The sequence below is a fragment of the Tenggerimyces flavus genome, from assembly GCF_016907715.1.
GTDB lineage: Bacteria > Actinomycetota > Actinomycetes > Propionibacteriales > Actinopolymorphaceae > Tenggerimyces > Tenggerimyces flavus.
This window is the reverse complement of the sequence record NZ_JAFBCM010000001.1, coordinates 3,318,715-3,337,540: the sequence shown is the minus strand read 5'-3', so window position 1 is coordinate 3,337,540 and position 18,826 is coordinate 3,318,715. Positions and strand designations below refer to the sequence as shown.

20 protein-coding genes are annotated in these 18,826 nt (G+C 70.2%); 12 read left to right on the top strand and 8 right to left on the bottom strand.

The genetic code is table 11. The features are described from left to right. Positions 1 to 3: 3 nt before the first annotated feature. Both JOD67_RS15660 and JOD67_RS15655 read left to right on the top strand, forming a co-directional pair. Positions 4 to 765, top strand: a complete 762-nt coding sequence (locus JOD67_RS15660) for a nucleotidyltransferase domain-containing protein (RefSeq protein ID WP_205118339.1) — start codon at positions 4 to 6, stop codon at positions 763 to 765. Next, the gene (locus tag JOD67_RS15655) at positions 762 to 1,529 is read left to right on the top strand and encodes an isocitrate lyase/PEP mutase family protein (protein WP_205118337.1); all 768 of its coding nucleotides are present in this window, start codon (positions 762 to 764) and stop codon (positions 1,527 to 1,529) included. Before JOD67_RS15660 ends, JOD67_RS15655 begins: the two co-directional genes overlap by 4 nt. Here the strand turns inward: JOD67_RS15655 and JOD67_RS15650 are convergent. Next, positions 1,510 to 2,004 (bottom strand): MarR family winged helix-turn-helix transcriptional regulator, encoded by a 495-nt coding sequence (locus tag JOD67_RS15650; protein ID WP_205118336.1) that lies wholly within the window; start codon positions 2,002 to 2,004, stop codon positions 1,510 to 1,512. The genes JOD67_RS15655 and JOD67_RS15650 overlap by 20 nt on opposite strands. Before the next feature lie 106 nt (positions 2,005 to 2,110). Here JOD67_RS15650 and JOD67_RS15645 point away from each other — a divergent pair, with 106 nt between their 5' ends. Then, positions 2,111 to 3,139 (top strand): GDSL-type esterase/lipase family protein, encoded by a 1,029-nt coding sequence (locus JOD67_RS15645; RefSeq protein ID WP_205118334.1) that lies wholly within the window; start codon positions 2,111 to 2,113, stop codon positions 3,137 to 3,139. 3 nt (positions 3,140 to 3,142) lie between these two features. Here the strand turns inward: JOD67_RS15645 and JOD67_RS15640 are convergent, their stop codons facing one another. Continuing rightward, positions 3,143 to 4,129: a DUF4432 family protein gene (locus JOD67_RS15640; RefSeq protein WP_205118332.1), complete on the bottom strand. Its 987-nt coding sequence runs from the start codon at positions 4,127 to 4,129 to the stop codon at positions 3,143 to 3,145. A 20-nt stretch (positions 4,130 to 4,149) separates the two neighbouring features. Then, on the bottom strand, positions 4,150 to 7,542 hold the full coding sequence (locus tag JOD67_RS15635) for a S8 family serine peptidase (RefSeq protein ID WP_205118330.1): 3,393 nt from the start codon (positions 7,540 to 7,542) through the stop codon (positions 4,150 to 4,152). Between the two features lie 132 nt (positions 7,543 to 7,674). Between JOD67_RS15635 and JOD67_RS15630 the strand changes: the two genes are divergently transcribed. Both JOD67_RS15630 and JOD67_RS15625 read left to right on the top strand, forming a co-directional pair. Next, positions 7,675 to 8,667 (top strand): helix-turn-helix transcriptional regulator, encoded by a 993-nt coding sequence (locus JOD67_RS15630; protein ID WP_205118328.1) that lies wholly within the window; start codon positions 7,675 to 7,677, stop codon positions 8,665 to 8,667. A 55-nt stretch (positions 8,668 to 8,722) separates the two neighbouring features. Further along, the gene (locus JOD67_RS15625) at positions 8,723 to 9,628 is read left to right on the top strand and encodes an aminoglycoside phosphotransferase family protein (protein ID WP_205118326.1); all 906 of its coding nucleotides are present in this window, start codon (positions 8,723 to 8,725) and stop codon (positions 9,626 to 9,628) included. An 8-nt stretch (positions 9,629 to 9,636) separates the two neighbouring features. Here JOD67_RS15625 and JOD67_RS15620 read toward each other — a convergent pair whose 3' ends face one another. Then, on the bottom strand, positions 9,637 to 9,804 hold the full coding sequence (locus tag JOD67_RS15620) for a hypothetical protein (RefSeq protein WP_205118324.1): 168 nt from the start codon (positions 9,802 to 9,804) through the stop codon (positions 9,637 to 9,639). A 150-nt stretch (positions 9,805 to 9,954) separates the two neighbouring features. Between JOD67_RS15620 and JOD67_RS15615 the strand changes: the two genes are divergently transcribed. The 7 genes from JOD67_RS15615 (at position 9,955) to JOD67_RS15585 (ending at position 16,512) form a co-directional block, all read left to right on the top strand. Then, positions 9,955 to 10,521 carry a TetR/AcrR family transcriptional regulator gene (locus tag JOD67_RS15615; RefSeq protein ID WP_205118322.1) on the top strand — a complete coding sequence of 189 codons (567 nt, stop codon included), beginning with the start codon at positions 9,955 to 9,957 and terminating at the stop codon, positions 10,519 to 10,521. Between the two features lie 11 nt (positions 10,522 to 10,532). Beyond that, the gene (locus JOD67_RS15610; protein WP_205118320.1) at positions 10,533 to 10,892 is read left to right on the top strand and encodes an MmcQ/YjbR family DNA-binding protein; all 360 of its coding nucleotides are present in this window, start codon (positions 10,533 to 10,535) and stop codon (positions 10,890 to 10,892) included. Between the two features lie 92 nt (positions 10,893 to 10,984). Continuing rightward, positions 10,985 to 12,679, top strand: coding sequence for a sensor histidine kinase (locus JOD67_RS15605; RefSeq protein ID WP_205118317.1), 1,695 nt, complete (start codon positions 10,985 to 10,987; stop codon positions 12,677 to 12,679). Continuing rightward, the gene (locus JOD67_RS15600; RefSeq protein ID WP_205118316.1) at positions 12,667 to 13,314 is read left to right on the top strand and encodes a response regulator transcription factor; all 648 of its coding nucleotides are present in this window, start codon (positions 12,667 to 12,669) and stop codon (positions 13,312 to 13,314) included. The genes JOD67_RS15605 and JOD67_RS15600 overlap by 13 nt, the downstream gene beginning before the upstream one ends. An 80-nt stretch (positions 13,315 to 13,394) precedes the next feature. After that, complete coding sequence (locus JOD67_RS15595; protein ID WP_307782411.1) at positions 13,395 to 14,498, top strand: hypothetical protein; 1,104 nt, start codon at positions 13,395 to 13,397, stop codon at positions 14,496 to 14,498. Then, entirely contained in the window at positions 14,495 to 15,331 is an 837-nt protein-coding gene (locus tag JOD67_RS15590; RefSeq protein WP_205118313.1) for a hypothetical protein, read from the top strand. The genes JOD67_RS15595 and JOD67_RS15590 overlap by 4 nt, the downstream gene beginning before the upstream one ends. Next, complete coding sequence (locus JOD67_RS15585; RefSeq protein WP_205118311.1) at positions 15,328 to 16,512, top strand: hypothetical protein; 1,185 nt, start codon at positions 15,328 to 15,330, stop codon at positions 16,510 to 16,512. Before JOD67_RS15590 ends, JOD67_RS15585 begins: the two co-directional genes overlap by 4 nt. Positions 16,513 to 16,521: 9 nt before the next feature. Here the strand turns inward: JOD67_RS15585 and JOD67_RS15580 are convergent, their stop codons facing one another. The 4 genes from JOD67_RS15580 to JOD67_RS15565 are packed head-to-tail and all read right to left on the bottom strand — an operon-like array spanning position 16,522 to position 18,810. Beyond that, positions 16,522 to 16,977, bottom strand: coding sequence for a GNAT family N-acetyltransferase (locus tag JOD67_RS15580; protein ID WP_205118309.1), 456 nt, complete (start codon positions 16,975 to 16,977; stop codon positions 16,522 to 16,524). Next, positions 16,974 to 17,900, bottom strand: a complete 927-nt coding sequence (locus JOD67_RS15575; protein WP_205118307.1) for a DMT family transporter — start codon at positions 17,898 to 17,900, stop codon at positions 16,974 to 16,976. The genes JOD67_RS15580 and JOD67_RS15575 overlap by 4 nt, the downstream gene beginning before the upstream one ends. Beyond that, on the bottom strand, positions 17,900 to 18,397 hold the full coding sequence (locus JOD67_RS15570; RefSeq protein WP_205118305.1) for a MarR family winged helix-turn-helix transcriptional regulator: 498 nt from the start codon (positions 18,395 to 18,397) through the stop codon (positions 17,900 to 17,902). The genes JOD67_RS15575 and JOD67_RS15570 overlap by 1 nt, the downstream gene beginning before the upstream one ends. 20 nt (positions 18,398 to 18,417) lie before the next feature. Continuing rightward, a complete protein-coding gene (locus JOD67_RS15565; protein ID WP_205118303.1) occupies positions 18,418 to 18,810 on the bottom strand; it encodes a hypothetical protein in 393 nt (130 codons plus the stop codon). Between the last annotated feature and the right edge of the window lie 16 nt (positions 18,811 to 18,826).

Here is an 18,826-nt window from a genome sequence, read left to right as displayed (position 1 = left end):
GAGGTGAGTTGGCACGAGTCGGCCATACTCGCGATCGCGGCGGTGGCAGCCGAACGGAAAGTCGAACAGGTCTGGGTGTTCGGCTCGGCCGCGTCGAGCGAGCTGGACGAGTGGAGCGACCTGGACGTCGCCCTCGTCACCCCGCACGTCGAGAACGCCAACCTTGGTTGGCTGTCCGGCCTCGGCACCGTGTGGGCGTACGAGGTCGCGGGAAACACCACGCGCGTCGTGCTCAAGGACGGCCGCCGGATCGACCTCGTCGTGGTGCCGAACGAGGACGCCATCCCCGGGACCAAGCGGAAGCGGATCGAGGTGCCGCCCGCCGACGACGCTCCAAGGGCGGCCAAGCCCGAGGAGGTGCCGGCCCTCGTCAACGAGTTCCGCTTCCTCGCCGTCCAAGCCGTCGTCAAAGCAGCCCGCCACGACCTGCTCATCGGGACCCACCTCGCGCTCGAGCTGCCGCGCCGCTGCCTGGTGCTCGCGATGATGCTCCGCGACCGCGAGGTCGGCACCACCGTTCACCGCTTCGGCGGCCCGCGGAACGACCTGGCCGCCCGAGCGCTGGGAGCAGCCGCCAAACCCGACGGGATCCTCACCATCGTCAGCCGTGCAAGGGACCTGTTCGACGAACTCGCCACCGAGTACTGGCCGACGTACCAGCCCGACTGGTCCCCGCTCCAGGCTCTGACCGATCACTTTCCGGCCTCGGCGGTGTCTGTATCTCCAGACACGACGAATACCGTCAGAACTGGAGAGACCTCATGACCACCGAATCCTTGAAGGCACAAGCCGACCTGCTGCGCGACCTGCATACCGGGGAGCTGTTGGTGCTGCCGAACGTGTGGGACGCGACCAGCGCCTCGATCGTCGCCACGGCGGGGTTCCCGGCCGTCGCGACGGCGAGCAACGCGATCGCGGGGATGCTCGGCTACCCGGATGGCGAGGGCGCGCCCTGGTCGGAGATGTTCGCCGCGGCGGGACGGGTCGCGCGCTCGGTGACGGTTCCCGTGACGGTCGACGCCGAGGCGGGGTACGGGATGGAGCCGCGCGAGCTGGTGGACCGGCTGCTGGAGATCGGCGTGGTGGGCTGCAACCTGGAGGACACCGACCACCGTGCGGGCGGCTTGGTGGACGCCGGGAAGCAGGCGGCGTGGCTGGCTTCGGTCCGTGAGGCGGCGGACGAGGCGGGCGTGCCGCTCGTCGTGAACGCGCGCGTGGACACGTTCCTGCCCCCCAACGGCGTCCCGGAAGGGCAGCGGATCGCGGAGACGGTCCGGCGCGGACGGCTGTACCGCGACGCGGGCGCGGACTGCGTCTACCCGATCGGCGTGCGTGCGCGGGCCGACCTCGCCGAGCTCGTCGCCGGCTTGGAGTGCCCGGTCAACGGCAACGCGAGCGACGAGCTGACCCTCGACGTGCTGCGGGAGCTGGGAGTGGCGCGGGTGTCGTACGGGCCGACCTTCTACCGTTCCGCGATGGCGGGCTTCGAGAACGCCGTCAAGTCGTTGCTCACGGGCTCGGCTTCGTAGGCCGGCGGCGGCTGGCGGAGCGGGGCGGCTGGGCGCGCATGTGGTCGCGGACGCGGGTCATGATGTGGCCGAGCTGGTCCAGGTCCTCGTCGGTCAGCGGGTCGAACAGCATCGGCCGGATGACCTGGACGTGGCCGGGCAGGACGCGGTCGACGAGGGCACGGCCGGCGGCGGTGATCGTCACCAGCGTGGCGCGCTCGTCGTCGGGGCTCGAGGCGCGGGTGATGAGGCCGGCCTCCTCCAGCTGGGCGGCCTGGTACGTCACGGCGCTGCGGCTGTAGACAACGCCGTCGGCGAGCTGAGTCATGGTGAGGGGCTCGTCGACGGCAGCCAGCCTGGCGAGCAGCTGGAACTGGACGTAGCTGATACCGCCCTCGGTCCGGAGCTGCTGTTCGACAGAGTGCTGGAGCAGGCTGACCGCTTCCATCAGCACGAAGTACGCCTCGAGCTGCCTGGGTTCCAGCGCGTCGTTCACGGGCGCCAGCATAGTGGTTCGAATTCGAAGCAGTGTGTTATGTTTCAACTTCGAAGCACTCTTCTGGAGGGAGCTAGCAATGTGGACAGCGGGCTTTCGTTCTGCCGTGATCAGTCCGTACGAGTCGATCCAGCTCTCCGAGCCGCGGTCGTTCGCCGGCCAAACCGTGCGGCAGGTGCTGCGGCTGGCGGGCGGTGGTGAGCGGTTCCGGGTACGGCTGACCAGCCTGTACGGGCGCGCCCCGCTGGTCGTCGGTCGCGCGGTGGCGGGCGATCAGGTGCTGACCTTCGGCGGCGCCAAAGAGGTCGTGATCCCGCCCGGCGAGGAGGCTGTCGCGGACCCGGTCGACCAGCCGGTGGCAGCCGGCTCGGACCTGGTGCTCAGCCTCGAGCTCCCCGAGGAGACCGGGCTCGCGACGTACTCCCATATGCCGATGGAGAACGCCCAGGTCGGCGACGCCGAGCCGGTGCACGGGCGCTTCTTCGTGTCCGGCGTCGACGTGCTCGTCCCGGACGGCACAGCGATCGGGGTGGCGTTCGGCGACTCGTGGTTCGAGGGCGTGGGCTCGACGATCGGCGCGAACCACCGATCGGTGGACTTCCTCAACCGTCGGCTCCCGCGCGGATGGATCGTCAACCAAGGCATCGCCGGGAACCGGCTGCTGCGCGACGAGATCGGCCAGCACGGACTCGCCCGCTTCGACCGCGACGTCCTCTCGATCCCCGGCGTGGCTCACGTGCTCGTGCACTTCGGCATCAACGACCTCGGCCTACCCGGCATGGCCGGCGAGCCGCCCGCGAGCGCCGCCGACCTCGTGGCGGGCTTCGAGTCGCTGGCGAAGCGTGCCCGCGACGCCGGTCTGCGGATCCTCGCCGCGACCATCGGCCCGTACGGCAACGCGATCTACCCGGGCGTGAGCTCGCCCGAGGGCCTCGCGATCCGGCGCGAGGTGAACGAGTGGATCCGCACGACCGACACGTTCGACGCGGTCTTCGACGTGGCCAGCGCGGTCGAGGACCCCGAAGTCCCCGACACCATCCACCCCGCGTTCGACAGCGGCGACGGCATGCACCTCAACGACGAAGGCGCCGAGGCGATGGCCAACGCCGTCGACCTGAGGACGCTCGAGCTCTGAGGGCTAGCGCGTCATCGGCTTCCAGTCGCCGTCCTGCACGACGACGGTCGCCTCCAGCCAGTTCCGCACGGTGCCGTGCGGCTCGATCACCAGCGCGGTGCCGTTGGCCACGGCGTCGGGGAGGCCGTTCGACGGGTAGGAGGAGAACGGTTCCAGGCCGATGTTGTAGTTCCTGCCGTACCAGGGATAGTCGCGGTGCGCGCCGAACTCCTGCCAGAACCACAGCCAAGGCATCGTCGTCGCGTCCCAGCGCACCCGAAGACCCAACGCGCGCTGTGGATCGACAACGTCGTACTGGCCCACCTCACCGAACCCGGTCAGGTAGAGCAGTTCACTCGGCGTCCCCGGCTCGGGCAGCACGCTCCAGTCGACCGCCGCCGGATCGCCCGACAACCGACGGACACCGGACGGGTTGACCGCGCCGTCGTGCGCGTGCACGTCGAGGCCGTCCGGCAGCCGGACCTCGCACCCGGGTCCGGCGAACGGGCGGCCGAACGTGAGGTGGTGGCCCCACATCGCGTCGATCGGCACCGGCGACTCGTTCGTCGCCTCCTCCACGATCGACAACGCGGCCGCGCCGGACCGCAGCGTCATCGTCTTGACCACGTGCAGGGGGACGCGGCGCGCGCGCACCGAGAAGCGCACGCTCACGACCTCTTCGGTGTCCTCGACGATCGCGTAGTCCCAGGGCAGGCCGGCGACCTCGCCGTGCTGGTCGAACCGCGCGCCGCGATGCTCGACGGGCGGACCGCCGTTCGGCAGCACCTCCTGCCAGCCGCCCTCGTAGCCGTCGAAGAAGTCGGCCGGCGCACCGCGCAGCCCGTCGGCGGTCCACCAGACGAAGTCGAGGTCCTCGCGTTTGGCGTTGAACTCCACGACATCGGTGCCCTTGTCGGCGAGAATGGTCACCCGCAGCAGCTCGTTCTCGAGCACGACGGCCCGCAGCCCCTGCAGTCGGATCTCGTGGACGCGTGCACCCCAGTTGCGCATCGCCCGACGCTAGCCCACGGTCAACGCCCCACGGTGAACTGCCCGGAGAGCTGTCCAAGCTGGACGGTGTACGTCCCGCGCACGGTGCGCCGAACGTCGAACGACACCCGCACCTCGCGGCCAGCCCCGACCTGCACCGTTCGGCGCTGGTCGATCGAGCCGTCGACGCGCAGCATGGCCTGGTACGGGCCGGCCGCCTCGCCGACGTTCTTCAGCCAGGCGGTGACGTGCACGGGGCGGCCACCGCGCGCCTCACGCGGGCTGATCGTCAACCCGGTAAGAGCGAACCGCGCCTGCGGCCCGGCGACCCGGTCGTGGACGAAGATGTCCGACGCCCGGTTCGTGTCACCGGTGACGAGGTTCGCCGCCGCACTCTGGAACGCGACATACCGCCCGTCGCCGCTGATCGTGGGCAGCTCCGACCAGCCGTCTCCGAGCACCTCGCCCGGACCCATCGACACCCGCGCCGTGGTCCGCGCGGTGCGGTCCCGGAGGTACACCTCCGCCTTCCACTCGGTGCTGCCCGGCGCGAGGTTCGAGGCGAAGCTGTAGAACGCGACCGTCCGACCGTCCGCACTCAGGGACGGCGCGTACGCGGAGTCGTTCGCGTCGCCGCCGTCGACGGCGACCGAGAGCTGCTCGGTCGTCCCGGCGGCCCGGTCGTACGCGAACAACTGGCCTGAGGCGAACCCGGTGCGGTTGCCGAACACCACCACGTTGCCGTTCGCCGAGATCACCGGCTCGCGGGCCTCCCCGGCTCGCGGCGCCGGGACGCGCTCGGAGACGCCAGTCGTCCGGTCGTGCACGAAGACGTCGGTGGTGGCGTTCGTGTCGCCGGCGACCAGGTTCGTCGCGTCGCTGTGGAACGTGACGTACCGGCCGTCGCCGCTGATCGAGCCCTCGCGGGAGGCCAGATCGCCTTGCCCACCGGCCGATTCGACCGAGACCCGTTCGGTCGTGCCGGTCTGCCGATCGTGCACGAACACGTCGGTCGCGTTGTTGGTGTCGCCGGGGGCGAGGTTCGTCGCGTCGCTGGTGATCACCACGTACCGACCATCGGCGGAGAACGACGGCGGCGAGGACAGCCCGTCGGACTGGCCGCCGTCGGAGGCGACGGACACGCGAGTGGTCGTCCGGGTCTGCCGGTCGAACACGAAGCTGTCGGTCTGCCCGTTCGTGTCGCCCGCAACAAGGTTCGTGGCACCGCTGTTGTAGCCGACGTACCGGCCGTCCGCGCTGAGCGTCGGGGTGAGCGAGAAACTGTTGCCCTGTTGGCCATCCGAGGACACCGACACCCGCTCGGTCTCGCCGGTGCGCAGGTCGGTGACGAACGTGTCCCACTCGACGTTCGTGTCGCCCTCCACGAGGTTGGAGGACGTGCTGCCGTACGCGATCGTGGTCCCGTCCGCGCTCAGCTTGGGCCACCAGGTGGTGCCGTTCGCCTGCCGACCGTCGGACGCGAGCGACACGCGCTCGGTGGGGAACGGTCGCGGCAGCGTGAGGTCCTTCCGCACGGAGCCGCGCACCCGGACCGATGCCGGAGCGGACGAGGAGATGCCCGGTGCGCTCGCGACCACCTGATAGGTGCCTTCGGGCACGTCCTCGATCGTATAGCGGCCGCTGCGATCCGTCAGGCTCACAAGGGAATCGGGCACGTCGAGCACGCGGACGGTCGTTCCCGGAACGGTCGATCCGGTCGGCCCGTAGACGACGCGACCGCTGATCGTGCCTCGCCTCGTCGGGTCGAGCTCGAGCGTGACGTCGGTGTAGCCGTTCGCCTTCACGACGACCCGCTCGGTCGAGGGGTAGTAGCCGAACCGGCTGAGCCGCAGGTCATACGTTCCCGCGGCGAGCCGAAACTCGAACCTCCCCTGCGCGTCCGTCGACACCGTGCGCCCGTCGTCGAGCCGCTCGACGGTCACGCCGGCGAGGCTGCGGCCGGACGTGTCGTCGCGGACGGTTCCGCGGATGCCACTGGTCAGGCTGGCCTCGGCGACGGCCGCGTACGCGTCGATCCGGCCATAGCCGTACCGCGGATTCGGCAGGGCACCGTAGCGGTCGTCGGCGACCGCCGTCCCGATGAGGATCTCCAGCACGTCCTCGACGCTCAGATCGTGTCGGGCCTGCAACATCAACGCGACGGTCCCGGACACGTGCGGTGTGGCCATCGACGTTCCGTTGAACGACGCGTATTCCCCACCAGGCATGGCGGAAAGCACGTCCACGCCGGGCGCGGAGAGGTCCGGGACGACGTACGAGTCCGGCCACTCCGCCGGAGCGTCGATCCAGTCGGTCTTCGCGACCACCTCGCCGCAGGAGAACCCGGCCACGTTGTCGTTGCTGTCGGTCGCTCCAACTGCGACGGACTCGAAGACGTTGCCCGGGCTGCTCGAGGAGTCGGCCAGGCAGTCGTTCCCGATCGCGAACGACGGGAACGATCCGGCGGCGAGGATGTTGCGGGCCGGCTCGACCAGCTCGTCGGCGTGCCCTTCCGCGCCGAGCGACATGCTCACGACGTCGGCCGGTCGCCCGGCCGGGTTGCCGTCGGCGTCGAACGGGGCGATCGCCCACTGCATGCCGGCGATGACCTGCGCGATCGTGCCGGAGCCGGCCGGGATCACCAGGCCAGCCATCAGCTCCGCGCCGGGAGCGACGCCGATCTGGGTGCCGGACTTGTCTCCGCCGGCGATCGTTCCGGCGACGTGGGTGCCGTGGAAGCTGCTGTCGTGCGGCGTGGAGTGGATCGGCTGGCCGTCGTCGTCGAACTCGATCCAGCCGCCGGGGAACTCGGGGTCGTTCGGATCGTCGGTGACGAGCTTGCCGGCCAGGTCGGGGTGCGCGGGGTCGATGCCGGTGTCGAGAACGGCGACCCGTACGCCCTCGCCGGTGAGGCCACGTTCGGCCTGGACGCGGTCGGCGCCGATCTTGCTCAGCCCCCACGTCGCGGCGGCGGCAGCGCGGATGTCCTTGCCTGGTTGCGGTTCGGGCCGGGTCAGCTCGAAGTTCGGGATGATCTTCTCGACCGACTCCAGCGCGGTCAGCGCTTCGAGGGTCGACGGCTTGGCCTTGACGAGGACCATGTTCTTCAGCCAGAACGTGGCGACGACCTCGTCGCCGGCACCGCGTACCCGGTCGACGAGCTCCGCCTGCGTCGCCTCGGCGAACGCGGCGAGGTCGGCGGGCGCGCCGGGCGTCGGATCCGCCCGCAGCGTCACGATCGCCTCGATCGTGCCGGCACGTTGGGTGAGCTGCCCGCGCAGTGCGGGGTCGACCTTGGCCAGGACCGCCGGGCTTCGCGGGTCAGGGGGCGCGGCCTCGGCGGTCCCGGGCATGAGGGCGGCGAGGAGCACCGCGGCGAACCAGACGTACAGCAACGTGTACTGCCCGCGATGCCGGGCGACGGACAGCGACATGGAGCTCCTTCGTTACGCCGATCAGCAAGCAAGGTGGCACTTCGGCGCGATAACCGACAAGATCGGAGCGGCGGCGAGTTTCTGCCAGGTGGCTGGATCCCGACAGGTCCCGCTTGGTTCCCGGGAGGGCACGTGCTCGAAGCGATTGGGCTGAACGAGCAAGAAGAAGTCGTGTACGACGCGCTCGTACGCCGTGCCCAGGCCACGGTGACCGAGCTCGCCGAGGAGTGCCGGCTGCCGGAATCGGCCACCCGCCGAATCCTCACCGGCATGGTCGAGCTCGGCCTGGTGATCCGGCTGGACGGCCGGCCGACGCGGTACGTCACTGTGTCGCCCGACACCGGCGTCGAGGCGATCGTGCGGGAACGCGAACGAGCGCTGCACGACGTTCGTTCGCACGTGCCGGCGCTGATGAAGATGTACCGCGCGGGTGCGCGCTTCGCCCACCCCGGCGAACTGGTCGAGGTGATCTCGGGGCGCGGCGAGGTCATGCAGCGCTGGGTCCACATGCAGCAGCAGACGCGTCATCAGATGCGCGGCTTCGACCGGCCACCGTACGCGACGCCGCAGGCACACATCGAGTCGAACGCGGTCGAGCTCGACCTGCTCAAGGGCGGCGTCAACTACCGCGTGATCTACGACCAGACCGTGCTCGAGCTGCCCGGCTGGCTGGACGATGTCAAGAACGGCTTGCGGCTCGGCGAGCAGGCCCGCATCGCGACCGAGCTCCCCATGAAGCTCGCGATCTCCGACGACCGGCTCGCGATCATCCCGCTGCTCCGCGACGGCGACAACGTGCTGACGGCGTCGTACCTGATCCACCCGTCGCCGCTGCTCGACGCGCTGATCGCGCTGTTCGAGGCCAGCTGGGACCGCAGCGTTCCCGTCCGGCTGGCGGCGTCCGGGGTGGAGCGGGTCGAACGCGGGCTGCCGGACGAGCTCTCGCAGGAGGAGGCGAGCCTGCTCACGTTGCTGGCCGCCGGCGCGACGGACAAGGCGGCCAGTCGCGCGCTGGGGTTGAGCGAACGGACGGTCCAGCGGCACATCACCAAGTTGATGGACCGGCTCGGCGCGCGGACCAGGTTCCAGGTCGCGATGGAGGCGACCCGGCGCGGGTGGATCTGACCCCTGCGGGTAAATGAGGTGCCGGCGGGTTGCCCGTACGCGAGGATCGGCGGCGATGGACAGAAGCGAGATCACCGTCGACGTCGCGGCCCGGCTGGTCGCCGAGCAGTTCCCGCAGTGGGCCGACCTGCCCGTACGGCCGGTCAAGTTGAACGGCTGGGACAACTTCACGTTCCGGCTCGGCGACGCCATGTCGGTCCGAATGCCGAGCGGCGAGGGGTACGTCGGGCAGGTCGCGAAGGAGCAACGGTGGTTGCCGTTGCTCGCCTCGCGGCTGCCGGTCCCGATCCCGTCACCTGTCGCTCTGGGCCAACCGAACGCGGAGTATCCCTGGCCTTGGTCGGTCTACCGCTGGATCGAAGGCACGCGCGCGAGCACGAGCGGACTGACGGACTTCGACGGTTTCGCCAAGCAGGTCGCGGGATTCCTCACCGCGCTGCAGTCGATCGACGGCACCGACGGACCGCCCTACGGCCAGCACAGCGCGGAGCGAGGCGGCCCGGTCGGCTACTGGGACGAGTGGACGCGGCGTTCGATCGAGGTGCTGAAGGACGAGATCGACGCCCCGGCTGCAACGGCGTGCTGGGAGACCGCGCTGGCCAGCCAGTGGGAGCGCCCGCCGGTGTGGGTCCACGGCGATCTCACGGCCTCGAACCTCCTGGTCTCCGACGGTGCCCTGAACGCGGTCATCGACTTCGGCTGCTCGTGCGTCGGCGACCCGGCCTGCGACCTGCTGATGGCGTGGAACTTCTTCGACGACGAGAGCGCCAGGACGTTCCGCGACGGTCTCGCGTTGGACGAGGCCACCTGGCAGCGTGGCCGCGGCTGGGCCTTGTGGAAGACGCTGATCACGATTGACGGCGCCCGCGAGGACGGCGCGGACCCGCGCGTGCGGGGCGAACGGATGGGCTGGCGGTTCACCCCGCACGAGATCGTCGAACGGATCCTCCAGGACAGCTGAGCCCGGGCTTAGATCTTGGCCGCCGTGCGGCCGACCAGCAGCTGGGCGAAGGCGGCGAGCCGGTGCCAGCGCGGCTCGGGCCGTGCTCGCGGAGGGCGCTGGGACTCTTGGACAGCCGTGCGCAGCAGGTCGGCGTAGCGCTGCCTGGCCAGGTCGTAGATCGCGTAGTCGTTCATCGTGGGTCCTCTCGTAGATAGAATGGTCGGTCTACATCGAGACCGTAGTAGAACGCTCGGTCTACTGTCAACGGTGACTGCTGATTGACAGTAGACCGACTGGTCTATACCGTTTTGGAATAGACCGGTCGATCTACAGGAGGACGTGCGATGACCACGACCATCACGAGACCGAGCCCGGGACCGCGGGAGCGACTGCTCCTGGCCGGTCAGCACCTCTTCTACGCGCACGGCGTCGCGGTCGGGGTCGACCTGCTCCTGAGAGAGGCGAAGGTCGCCCGCCGGTCGCTCTACGAGCACTTCGGCGGCAAGGACGGGCTGGTGGCCGCGGTCCTGCACCGCGCGGCCGAGGAGGACCTCGCGTGGTACGACGCCGCGCTGGCCGGCGCGGACGAGCCGCGCGAGCGACTGCTCGGCATCTTCGACCGGCTCGACGAGCTCGTCGAGAACGACGAGTTCCGCGGCTGCCGTTATTTCGCGAGCGACGTCGCCCTCGAGGATCCCGGCCATCCGGCCCATGCCGAGACCAAGGCGTTCCGCCGGCGGCTTCGAGAGCGCCTGATCCGTGAGTTGGAGGAGCTGGACCATGCCGACCCTGAGCGCGCGGCGGACCAGCTGCACCTGCTGATCGAGGGCACCCTGGTGATGGGAGCGACCCAGGACGACCGGCACCCTGCGCGCGCCGCGCGCGCCATGGCAGCCCTGGTGCTCGGATGAGGGGGCGTGACATGGCGGTGATCGAGGATGTGCGTGCACTGGGCTCGGAGCTCGACCGCTCCTATCCGGTCTACGTGCACGGGCGGTTGAAGTTCCGGGTCAAGCAGATCGTCTACGTCGCGTTCTCCCTCGACGAGACGGTGATGGAGTTCGCGTTCCCCAAGGACGAACGCGCCGCGCTCGTCGCCGGCGAGCCGGACAAGTTCCGGCTGCCGTTGGAACGGGATCTGCGGTTCAACTGGGTCCACGCGGAACTCGCCGCCCTGGACCCGACCGAGGCCCGCGAGCTCGTCGTGGACGCGTGGCGGTTCGTGGTCCCCCAGAAGGTCTCCCGCGCCTACGACCTCACCCATCCAGACGGTCCGGGCTGACCGGGTTGGCACGGGGGTGAAGCCGGGCTTGCGTCGGCCGGTGGCTTGCTACCCCGCATACTCTGGTTCGCACGTGGACCTGGGAGGTGGCGATGTCGAGGCGGGTCTCTGGCTTCCTCATCACCCTCGCTGTGCTCGCATGGATCGCCGTCGCGACGATGGCTGGCAGCTATCCGAAGGTCGTGGCGTCGCTCGGGATCCTCGTCGGTGCGTCGTTCCTCGCGGCCGGGCTGATCGCCTGGCGGAGCCGGCCGCGGAACAGGACCGGTCTGCTCATGGTCGTCGTCGGCCTCGCGTGGCTGCCGCAACGGCTGCAGGACAACGATCTCCCGTTCCAGGCCCAGGTCGTCATGCTCGCCCTCGGCGGCGTCTGGGCGGCCTCGCTCGCGCATCTCGTGCTCGCGTTCCCGACCGGCCGGCTCGGCAACCCGCCGGCGCGGGTTCTCGTTGTGCTCGCGTACGCCTATGCGCTCGCGCTCGGCGTGTCCAACTGCGTCCTCGAAGCAATCAGATCCGAGGACGCCCTCGGCAATGAGCCAGTGCCCATTCGCGCGGTTCTGGACAACCAGAACGTGGCGATCGCCGGGCTCGGCGCCGCTGTGATCGCACTGCTGGTCGTCCGGTGGTGGCGGACCACGCCAGCCCAGCGGCGGTCGGCGATGCCGGTGCTGGTCGCATCGGCGGTGGCGGTCGCGCTGTTCGTGATCGCGAAGCCGGCCGAGGACGCGGAGGTCTACGAGGATGCCGTTCACATCGCGCTGCTGCTGGCTGTTGCGGCCGTTCCCCTTGCGTACTTGGCGATTCTGCTGCAACGACGCTTCCACCGTGCGGGCGTTGCCGACCTCGTCGTCCAGCTCTCCGGCTCGACGATGCTCGACAGCCTGCAGGGCGCGCTCTCCACCGCGTTGAAGGACGAGACGCTGCAGGTGGGCTACTGGCTACCCGAGCAGGAACGGTACGTCGATGCCGAGGGCAAGCCGATCCCCCTTCCTCCAGGGCCGAACCGCGTGATGACGAAGGTCGACCGCAACGGCAGCAGCGTGGCCGTTCTCGTCCACGACCCGAGCCTGCGCGACGAGCCGGAGCTGGTCGAGGCGGCGTGTGCCGCGGCCGCGCTGGCGTTGGACAACGAACGGTTGACCGCCGATCTCCGTGCGCGGCTGCGGCAACTCGCCGCGTCCCGGACGAAGGTGCTGCAGGCTGCCGAGTCCGAACGTCGACGGCTCGAACGCGATCTGCACGACGGCGTCCAACAGCGCCTGTTGTCGGTCGCGATGACGCTCGGCCTGGCCGAGTCGACGATGGCGACCGATCCTTCCCTCGGCCGCCCACTCGTCGGCGAGGCGAAAGACGCCGTCCTCGCCGCGCTCGACGACCTGCGCGCGGTCTGCCAGGGCGTCCATCCGCCGATCCTCACCGAGCGCGGGCTCGTCGGCGCGGTGCAGGAGCTGACGGCGACGGCGTCCGTGCCGGTCGCGTTGACCCTCGACGTGACAGGCGAGTTGCCGCCCGAGCTCGAGTCGACGGCGTACTACGTTCTCGCGGAGTCGCTGGCCAACATCACCAAGCACGCAAGGGCAAACTCCGCCGAGGTGAGCGTCACACACTCGGAGCGTACGTTGACCGTCGCGGTCTCCGACGACGGCGTGGGCGGCGCCGACCCCGCCAACGGCACCGGCCTCGCCGGGATGGCCGGCAGGGTCGAGGCGATCGGCGGCGTGCTGCGGGTGACGAGCTTGGTCGGACAGGGCACGCAGATCGTGGCGGAGCTGCCATGCGCGTCGTGATCGCCGAGGACTCGATCCTGTTGCGCGAGGGCCTGGTCCGGCTGCTCACCGAGTCCGGCTTCGAGGTCGCGGCGGCGGTGGACAACGCCGACGAGCTGCTGCAGCAGGTGGCGAAACACCAACCAGACGTGGCGATCGTCGACATCCGGCTGCCGCCGACCAACACCGACGAGGGTCTGCGCGCCGCGCGGCTGCTGCGGCAGCGGCATCCGTCGACCGGGGTGCTGGTCCTGTCGCAGTACGTACGGGTCAGCTACGCGGTCGAGCTGCTCGACGGCGGCGCCGAGGGCGTCGGCTACCTGTTGAAGGACCGGGTGTCCGACCTGGCCGAGTTCACCTCCGCGATCCGCCGCGTCGGGTCGGGCGGCTCGGCGTTCGACCCGATCGTGGTCGACCAACTGGTCGGGCGGCACCGCCGAGCGGACGATCCCCTTACTGCCCTGACCGAACGCGAGCGCGGCATCCTCTCCCTGATGGCCGAGGGACGAACGAACAGGGCCATCGGCGAACGGCTCACGATCACCGAACGCACGGTCGAGAAGCACTGCGCGAACATCTTCGCCAAGCTCAGACTGGCCGCCGGCCCCAACGACCACCGCCGCGTCCTCGCCGTGCTGCGCTACCTGAACGGCTGACGTCCCCTACGTGGTAGCACGTACGCCCTTGCGTACTGTCCGGGTTCCGCTGGCGGCCGAACGGGACGACACTCAGCGGTGTGACGACTGTTGCCGAAGGGCGCTCGAAGCCGTACCTGCTCAGTCTGCTCGTGAACTCCGGCGAGCCAAGACCGGTGGCGAGCTACGGCACCGATCTGGTCACCAGCCTGCTCGGCGTCTGGTTCGCGGTCGGCCTGTTCGTAGACGCGTGGGCGCACACAAACATCCCGCAGCTGGAGACGTTCTTCACACCGTGGCACGCGGTCTTCTACTCCGGCTTCACCGCCACCGCGCTGTGGATCCTGTGGGTGGTGTGGCGGAACGTCCAGGCCGGACGGCGCGGGCTCGCCGCGGTGCCGCAGGGTTACGGGCTGTCGCTGATCGCGCTGCCCGTCTTCGCGGCGATGGGCGTCGGCGACTTCCTCTGGCACACGCTCATCGGCATCGAACAAAACCTTACGATCCTGTTCAGTCCCACCCATCTCGGGCTGATCACGTCGATGGTCGTCATCCTCACCGGACCACTCCGTTCGGCCTGGGCGGACGTCACGTCCACTCCCCCGACGTTCCGCCGGCTGCTGCCAGCGACGCTCGGCCTGGCGTTCAGCGCCTCGCTCGTGCTGCTGTTCGTCCTCTACTCCAACGCCTGGACCTGGTATCCGAACGGCATCGTCGAGGCGTTCTCCAAGTCCGAGGGCTACAGCGACGTACCACCGAACGCCGGCGACATCGCCGCGTCGATCACGATCACGAACGTCGTCATGCTCGCTCCCCTCCTGCTGCTGGCCAGGCGCTGGCGCGTACCACCAGGCACGGCGACGGTCATCGCGATCGCCACGGTCGGCGTCTCCGGCGCCACCACCGCCGGCGGGAACGTGGCCATCCTCGCCGCGGGGATCCTCGCCGGCGTCGTCGTCGACCTGCTGCTGCTCTGGCTCCGGCCGATCGCGAGCAGGCGCGCCGCGTACTTCGGGTTCGCTTTCCTGGCAGGGTTCCTCACGTGGGCGATCTACCTCGCGGCAGCCTCGCTCCAGGCCGGGCGGCTGCCCGCGATCCCGGAGTACTGGACGGGCGCGCCGATCGTCGCCGGGCTGCACGGGCTGCTGCTCGCGCTGCTGTTCGTCCCAAGCCTGTCGACCAAGAACTCCGTCCTGGCCAAGTGATCGTCCGCCTCGTCGCGCTCGTCGTCGCTTTGGTCCTGTTGCCCGCCACCCCGGCCTACGCCCACGCGGGCGGGCTCACGCCGCACAACGAGCACAGCGTGGTCACGGGCGTCGAGGCCGATGGCGTACGGGCACGAATCGTCAACAACAGCACGCAAGTGGAGATTCGGAACGAGTCGACGCAGTCCCTCACTGTGCCCACGGGCGTGGGCAACGCGACGCAGACCGTGCCGCCGGGTGGCGTCGTCTACGTCCGCGACGCGCGGGCGCGGTGGCCCCATCGCGAGTGGCGACTGCCCGTCAGCGTGGGCGAAACGCCGGGCGCGATCGTCGGGCGCGTCGACCTGCTGCCGCCCCCGCCGACCGCGCTGTGGCTGCTTGTGCTCGTCGTCGTGGCCGCGGGAGTCGCCGTCCTCGGGCGGCTGCGGCGGTGGCGTACGGCGCTCGCCCTCGCCGTCCTCGCGGTCGCCGCGGTGAACATCGCGCACACGATCGGCTCCACGCTCGCCGTGACCGGACAGTCGTTCCTGCCGATGTTCCTCGGCGCCAGCGGCGTCGGGCTGGTGTGTTGGCCGCTCGCGATCGGCACCGCCGTCGCCGCTGCGCGCAAGTCGTCGAGTACGGCGTTCGCCGCCGCCGTCGTCGGCGCGGCCCTCGTCGTGGCGGGGCTGCCCGACGTGGACAGCCTGCGCTTCGGCGCGCTGCCGTTCGCGTGGTCGGCCGACCTCGACCGGCTGCTCGTCGTGCTCACGCTCGGCGGCGGACTCGGCCTCGCCGTCGGCGGGTTCCTCGCGATGCGGTCCGCCCTGGCGACGCCAGCCCCGCAGCCATGATCGTCGCGCACGGGGTCGGCGGCCGGGACGATCTGCCGCTGCCGCTGGACCTCGTCCTGCAGGGCGCGGCGGTCGCGTTGCTGGTCTCGTTCCTCGTGCTCGGCGTGGCGTGGAAGCAGCCGCGGTTCCAACCCACCACGCCCGCGGCGACGCGCGATCTGCCTGTCCTGCAAGGGCTGACGCTCGCGGCGACCATGCTGCTGGCCGGCGTCGCCGTGCTCGGACCGGACGAGCGGACGAACCCCGTCCCGTACGTCGTCTACGTGCTGTTCTGGGTCGGCATGCCGTTGCTGTCCGCGCTGTTCGGGCCGGTCTGGCGGTACGCGAACCCGCTCCGACTCCTCCACCGGCTGCTCTGCCAGCTGCCCGGACTCCACAGCCGGCAGAGGCTCCGGCCGCTCCCGGAGTGGCTCGGCTACTGGCCGGCGGCGGCGAGCCTCACCGCGTTCACCTGGCTCGAGCTGGCCGCGCCGAACGGTTCGTCGCCCCGGGTGCTGGCGGTGTTCTTCGCCGCGTACACGGTCATCCACCTGGGAGCCGCGCTCGTCTATGGCGAGGGGTGGTTTGAGCGCGGCGACGGGTTCGAGGTGTACTCGACACTGCTCGGGGCCTTGTCCCCGTTCGGCAGGCGGAACCCGTTCGTCGGCCTCGCGTCCGTGCCGATCCGCCCTGGCTTGATCGCGGTCATCGCGGTGCTGCTGGGCTCGACGGCGTTCGACGCGTTCTCCGGCTCGACCGCGTGGATTCGGCTCACCGAGAGCCTGCCGGTGCTCACGACCGTGGGTCTGCTCGGCACGATCTCCCTGGTGGCGTTGACGTATCTCGCCGCCACCGGGCCGGTCGGCATCGCCGCTGAGGTCGCGCCGACGTTGCTGCCGATCGTGGTCGGCTATCTCGTCGCGCACTACTACTCGATGCTGGTCCTCGAAGGGCAGCGGGCTTTCCTCTTCCTGGCTGGGCGATCCGACGTCGAGCCGTCGACCGCGTTGATCGGACCGACGACGGTCGCCGCCGTCCAGGTGATCGCGGTGCTGGTCGGCCACGTGCTCGGCGTGATCGCCGCGCACGACCGCGCGTTGAGCCTGCTCCCGGACGAGCGCAAGCTGTCCGGTCAGGCGCCGCTGTTGCTGCTGATGGTCGCGTTCACGACCGGCGGGCTCACGCTGCTGTTCGCTACCTGAGCACGCGCCCTAGCCCAGCGGCTTGCGCAGGTGGACGACGACGGGCGCGAGCGGTTCCTTGGGCTCGTACTCGACGTAGCCGCGATGCGCGTAGATGGCGCGGTTCTCGGTCATCTTCTCGTGGGTGTACAGGCGAATCTCGGTGTGGCCGGCCTCGCGGGCCGTGGTCTCGGCCAGCGTCAACAGCGCGCCGCCGAGGCCGCGCCCGTGGTGGTCGGGGTGGACCGCGACGTTCTCGACGACGAACTCGTCCGGGTCCTCCAGCATGACAAGGACACCGATCAGCTCGCCTTCGCGCTCGGCGAGGACGACGTTCCGCTCCCGCAGCACCTGGTCGTAGTCGGCCCGCATCGGCCGCGGCGTCATGCCGATGCGCGGGATGTAGTGCCGGTACGCGGCGTCCACCAGCGCGGTCACCGCTTCGACGTCCGCGAGCGTTCCCGCGCGGAACTCGATGGCTGTCACCGCACCATTGTCCCTGCTGCCTCGGCCTTGACCGCTGCCTTGCGGTCGGCGCGGGCGGCCAGCGTGGCGTCGACGAACAGGGCCACGACGACCAGGACGCCACCCAGAACGTCGAGCCAGGTGAGCTTCTCGCGGAGGACCACCACCGAGAGCAGCACGCCGAAGACCGGGATCAGCGTGAGGTAGGTCGCGGCGCGGCTCACCGGCATCCGGGTGAGCGCGGAGAGGTAGAGCCAGAACGGGAGCGCGTAGTTCAGGACGCCCGAGAAGCCCGCGAGCAGGAACCCCGTCGCGTTCGGCTCGGGCCAGAACGGCCCACCGGTGAAGGCGATCTGGCCTCCGAGTACGAGGATGATGAGGCCGAGCGCCCAGGTCTGCTGGCTGAGCGCGGCCGGGAGCGGTTTGACGTCGGCGACCTGCTTGGAGGCGACGACGACGTACAGCGCTGCGGCCGCGACGCTTGCCACGATCAGCGCGTCGCCGTGCCAGCTGCCGCCGGACCCGCTCGTGGTGTACGAGACGAGGACCGAGCCGACGGTCGCGCCGAGGATCACGATGATCAGCCGCGGGTGCGGCCGTTCGCGTAACAGCAGCCAGGCGAGGATCGGGACCATCACCGGCTCGAGGCTGCCGAGCACGCTGGCGTTCGCGGCGCTGGTCAGGGCGAGGCCGGCGAGCGCGAGCTGGTACGCGATGCCCGGCTCGAGCAGACCGACCCAGCCCTTGCGCCAGCCCTGGCTCAGGTCGGCTCCGCTGAGGAGACCGGCGAGCGCGAGGACGACGACCGAGGCGACGAGCTGGACGAGCAGCACCGACGTGGGTCTCGCTGCCGTGACGTCGAGGGTGAGCTTGGTGAAGATGAGGCCGGCCGCCCAGGTCGCGGCGCTCGCGACCATGAGGGCGGGGCCTTGCCAGCGGGCCATCAGTGCGCTCCGATCGCCAGCGTGACCGGGCAGCGTGGCTGCGGGCAGCGGCTTTCGTCGCAGAGCCGGCAGATCCGTTCGGCCGACTCCTCGTCGCTGGTCATCGCGGCAAGGAGGGCTGAGGCGACGCGTTCGAGGTCCTTCTGCTCTGCTGGAGTGAGCTTGGCGACCGTCTGTTGCAGCCAGCCGAGTCTGGCTTCGGACTGTTCCTGCCAGGTCCGTTCGCCGGCTTCGGTGAGGTGGAGGCCGACCGTACGTGCGTCCCGGCCCGCGCCGCGTTCGACCAGGCCGGCGGCGACGAGGCGGTCGATCGTCCGGACGGTGCCGGGGTGGGTGATGCCGAGCGTGACGCGTACCTCGGTGATGCTGCAGCCGGGCACCGTACCGATCGCGTTGAGCGCCGCCGCGTCGGTGGGCGACGTCGCCAGCAGCTGGGTCTGGGCGTCGACGAGGGCTACGCCAAGTGCGCCGAGGAGGTTCGCCGTTCGGGAACGCATGACCCGATCATATAACTGAGTTATACGTTCGACAACCCGAAGACCACCAGAACCAAGATCTGCAAGGCGATCACCGCCATGACAGTCACCCAACGCCAGGCGAACGACCAGCGCCTGATGACCGGCACGAGGGCGATGACCAGGCCGGCGACGCCGGCGAACGCGCCGGCCACGGCCCATCCGGCGCTGCCGGACGTGGCGCCGGCCAGGATCGCGATCACCGACAGCAGCGCGGCGATGACGAGGGCGCCTTCGCGTACGTAGCTCTCCAGGAACGCGAGAACGGCAGCGGGCAGGAACCTCGTCCATGCCCGCCGCCGCTCCCCCGGATCCGTTGCGCGGTCGATCGCCCCCGCCTGTTCGGAGGCGTTCCGCATCAGCGGGCCGTCGACGTCGCTCGGCTCCTCAGTCATGCCGGAACTCTAGGGC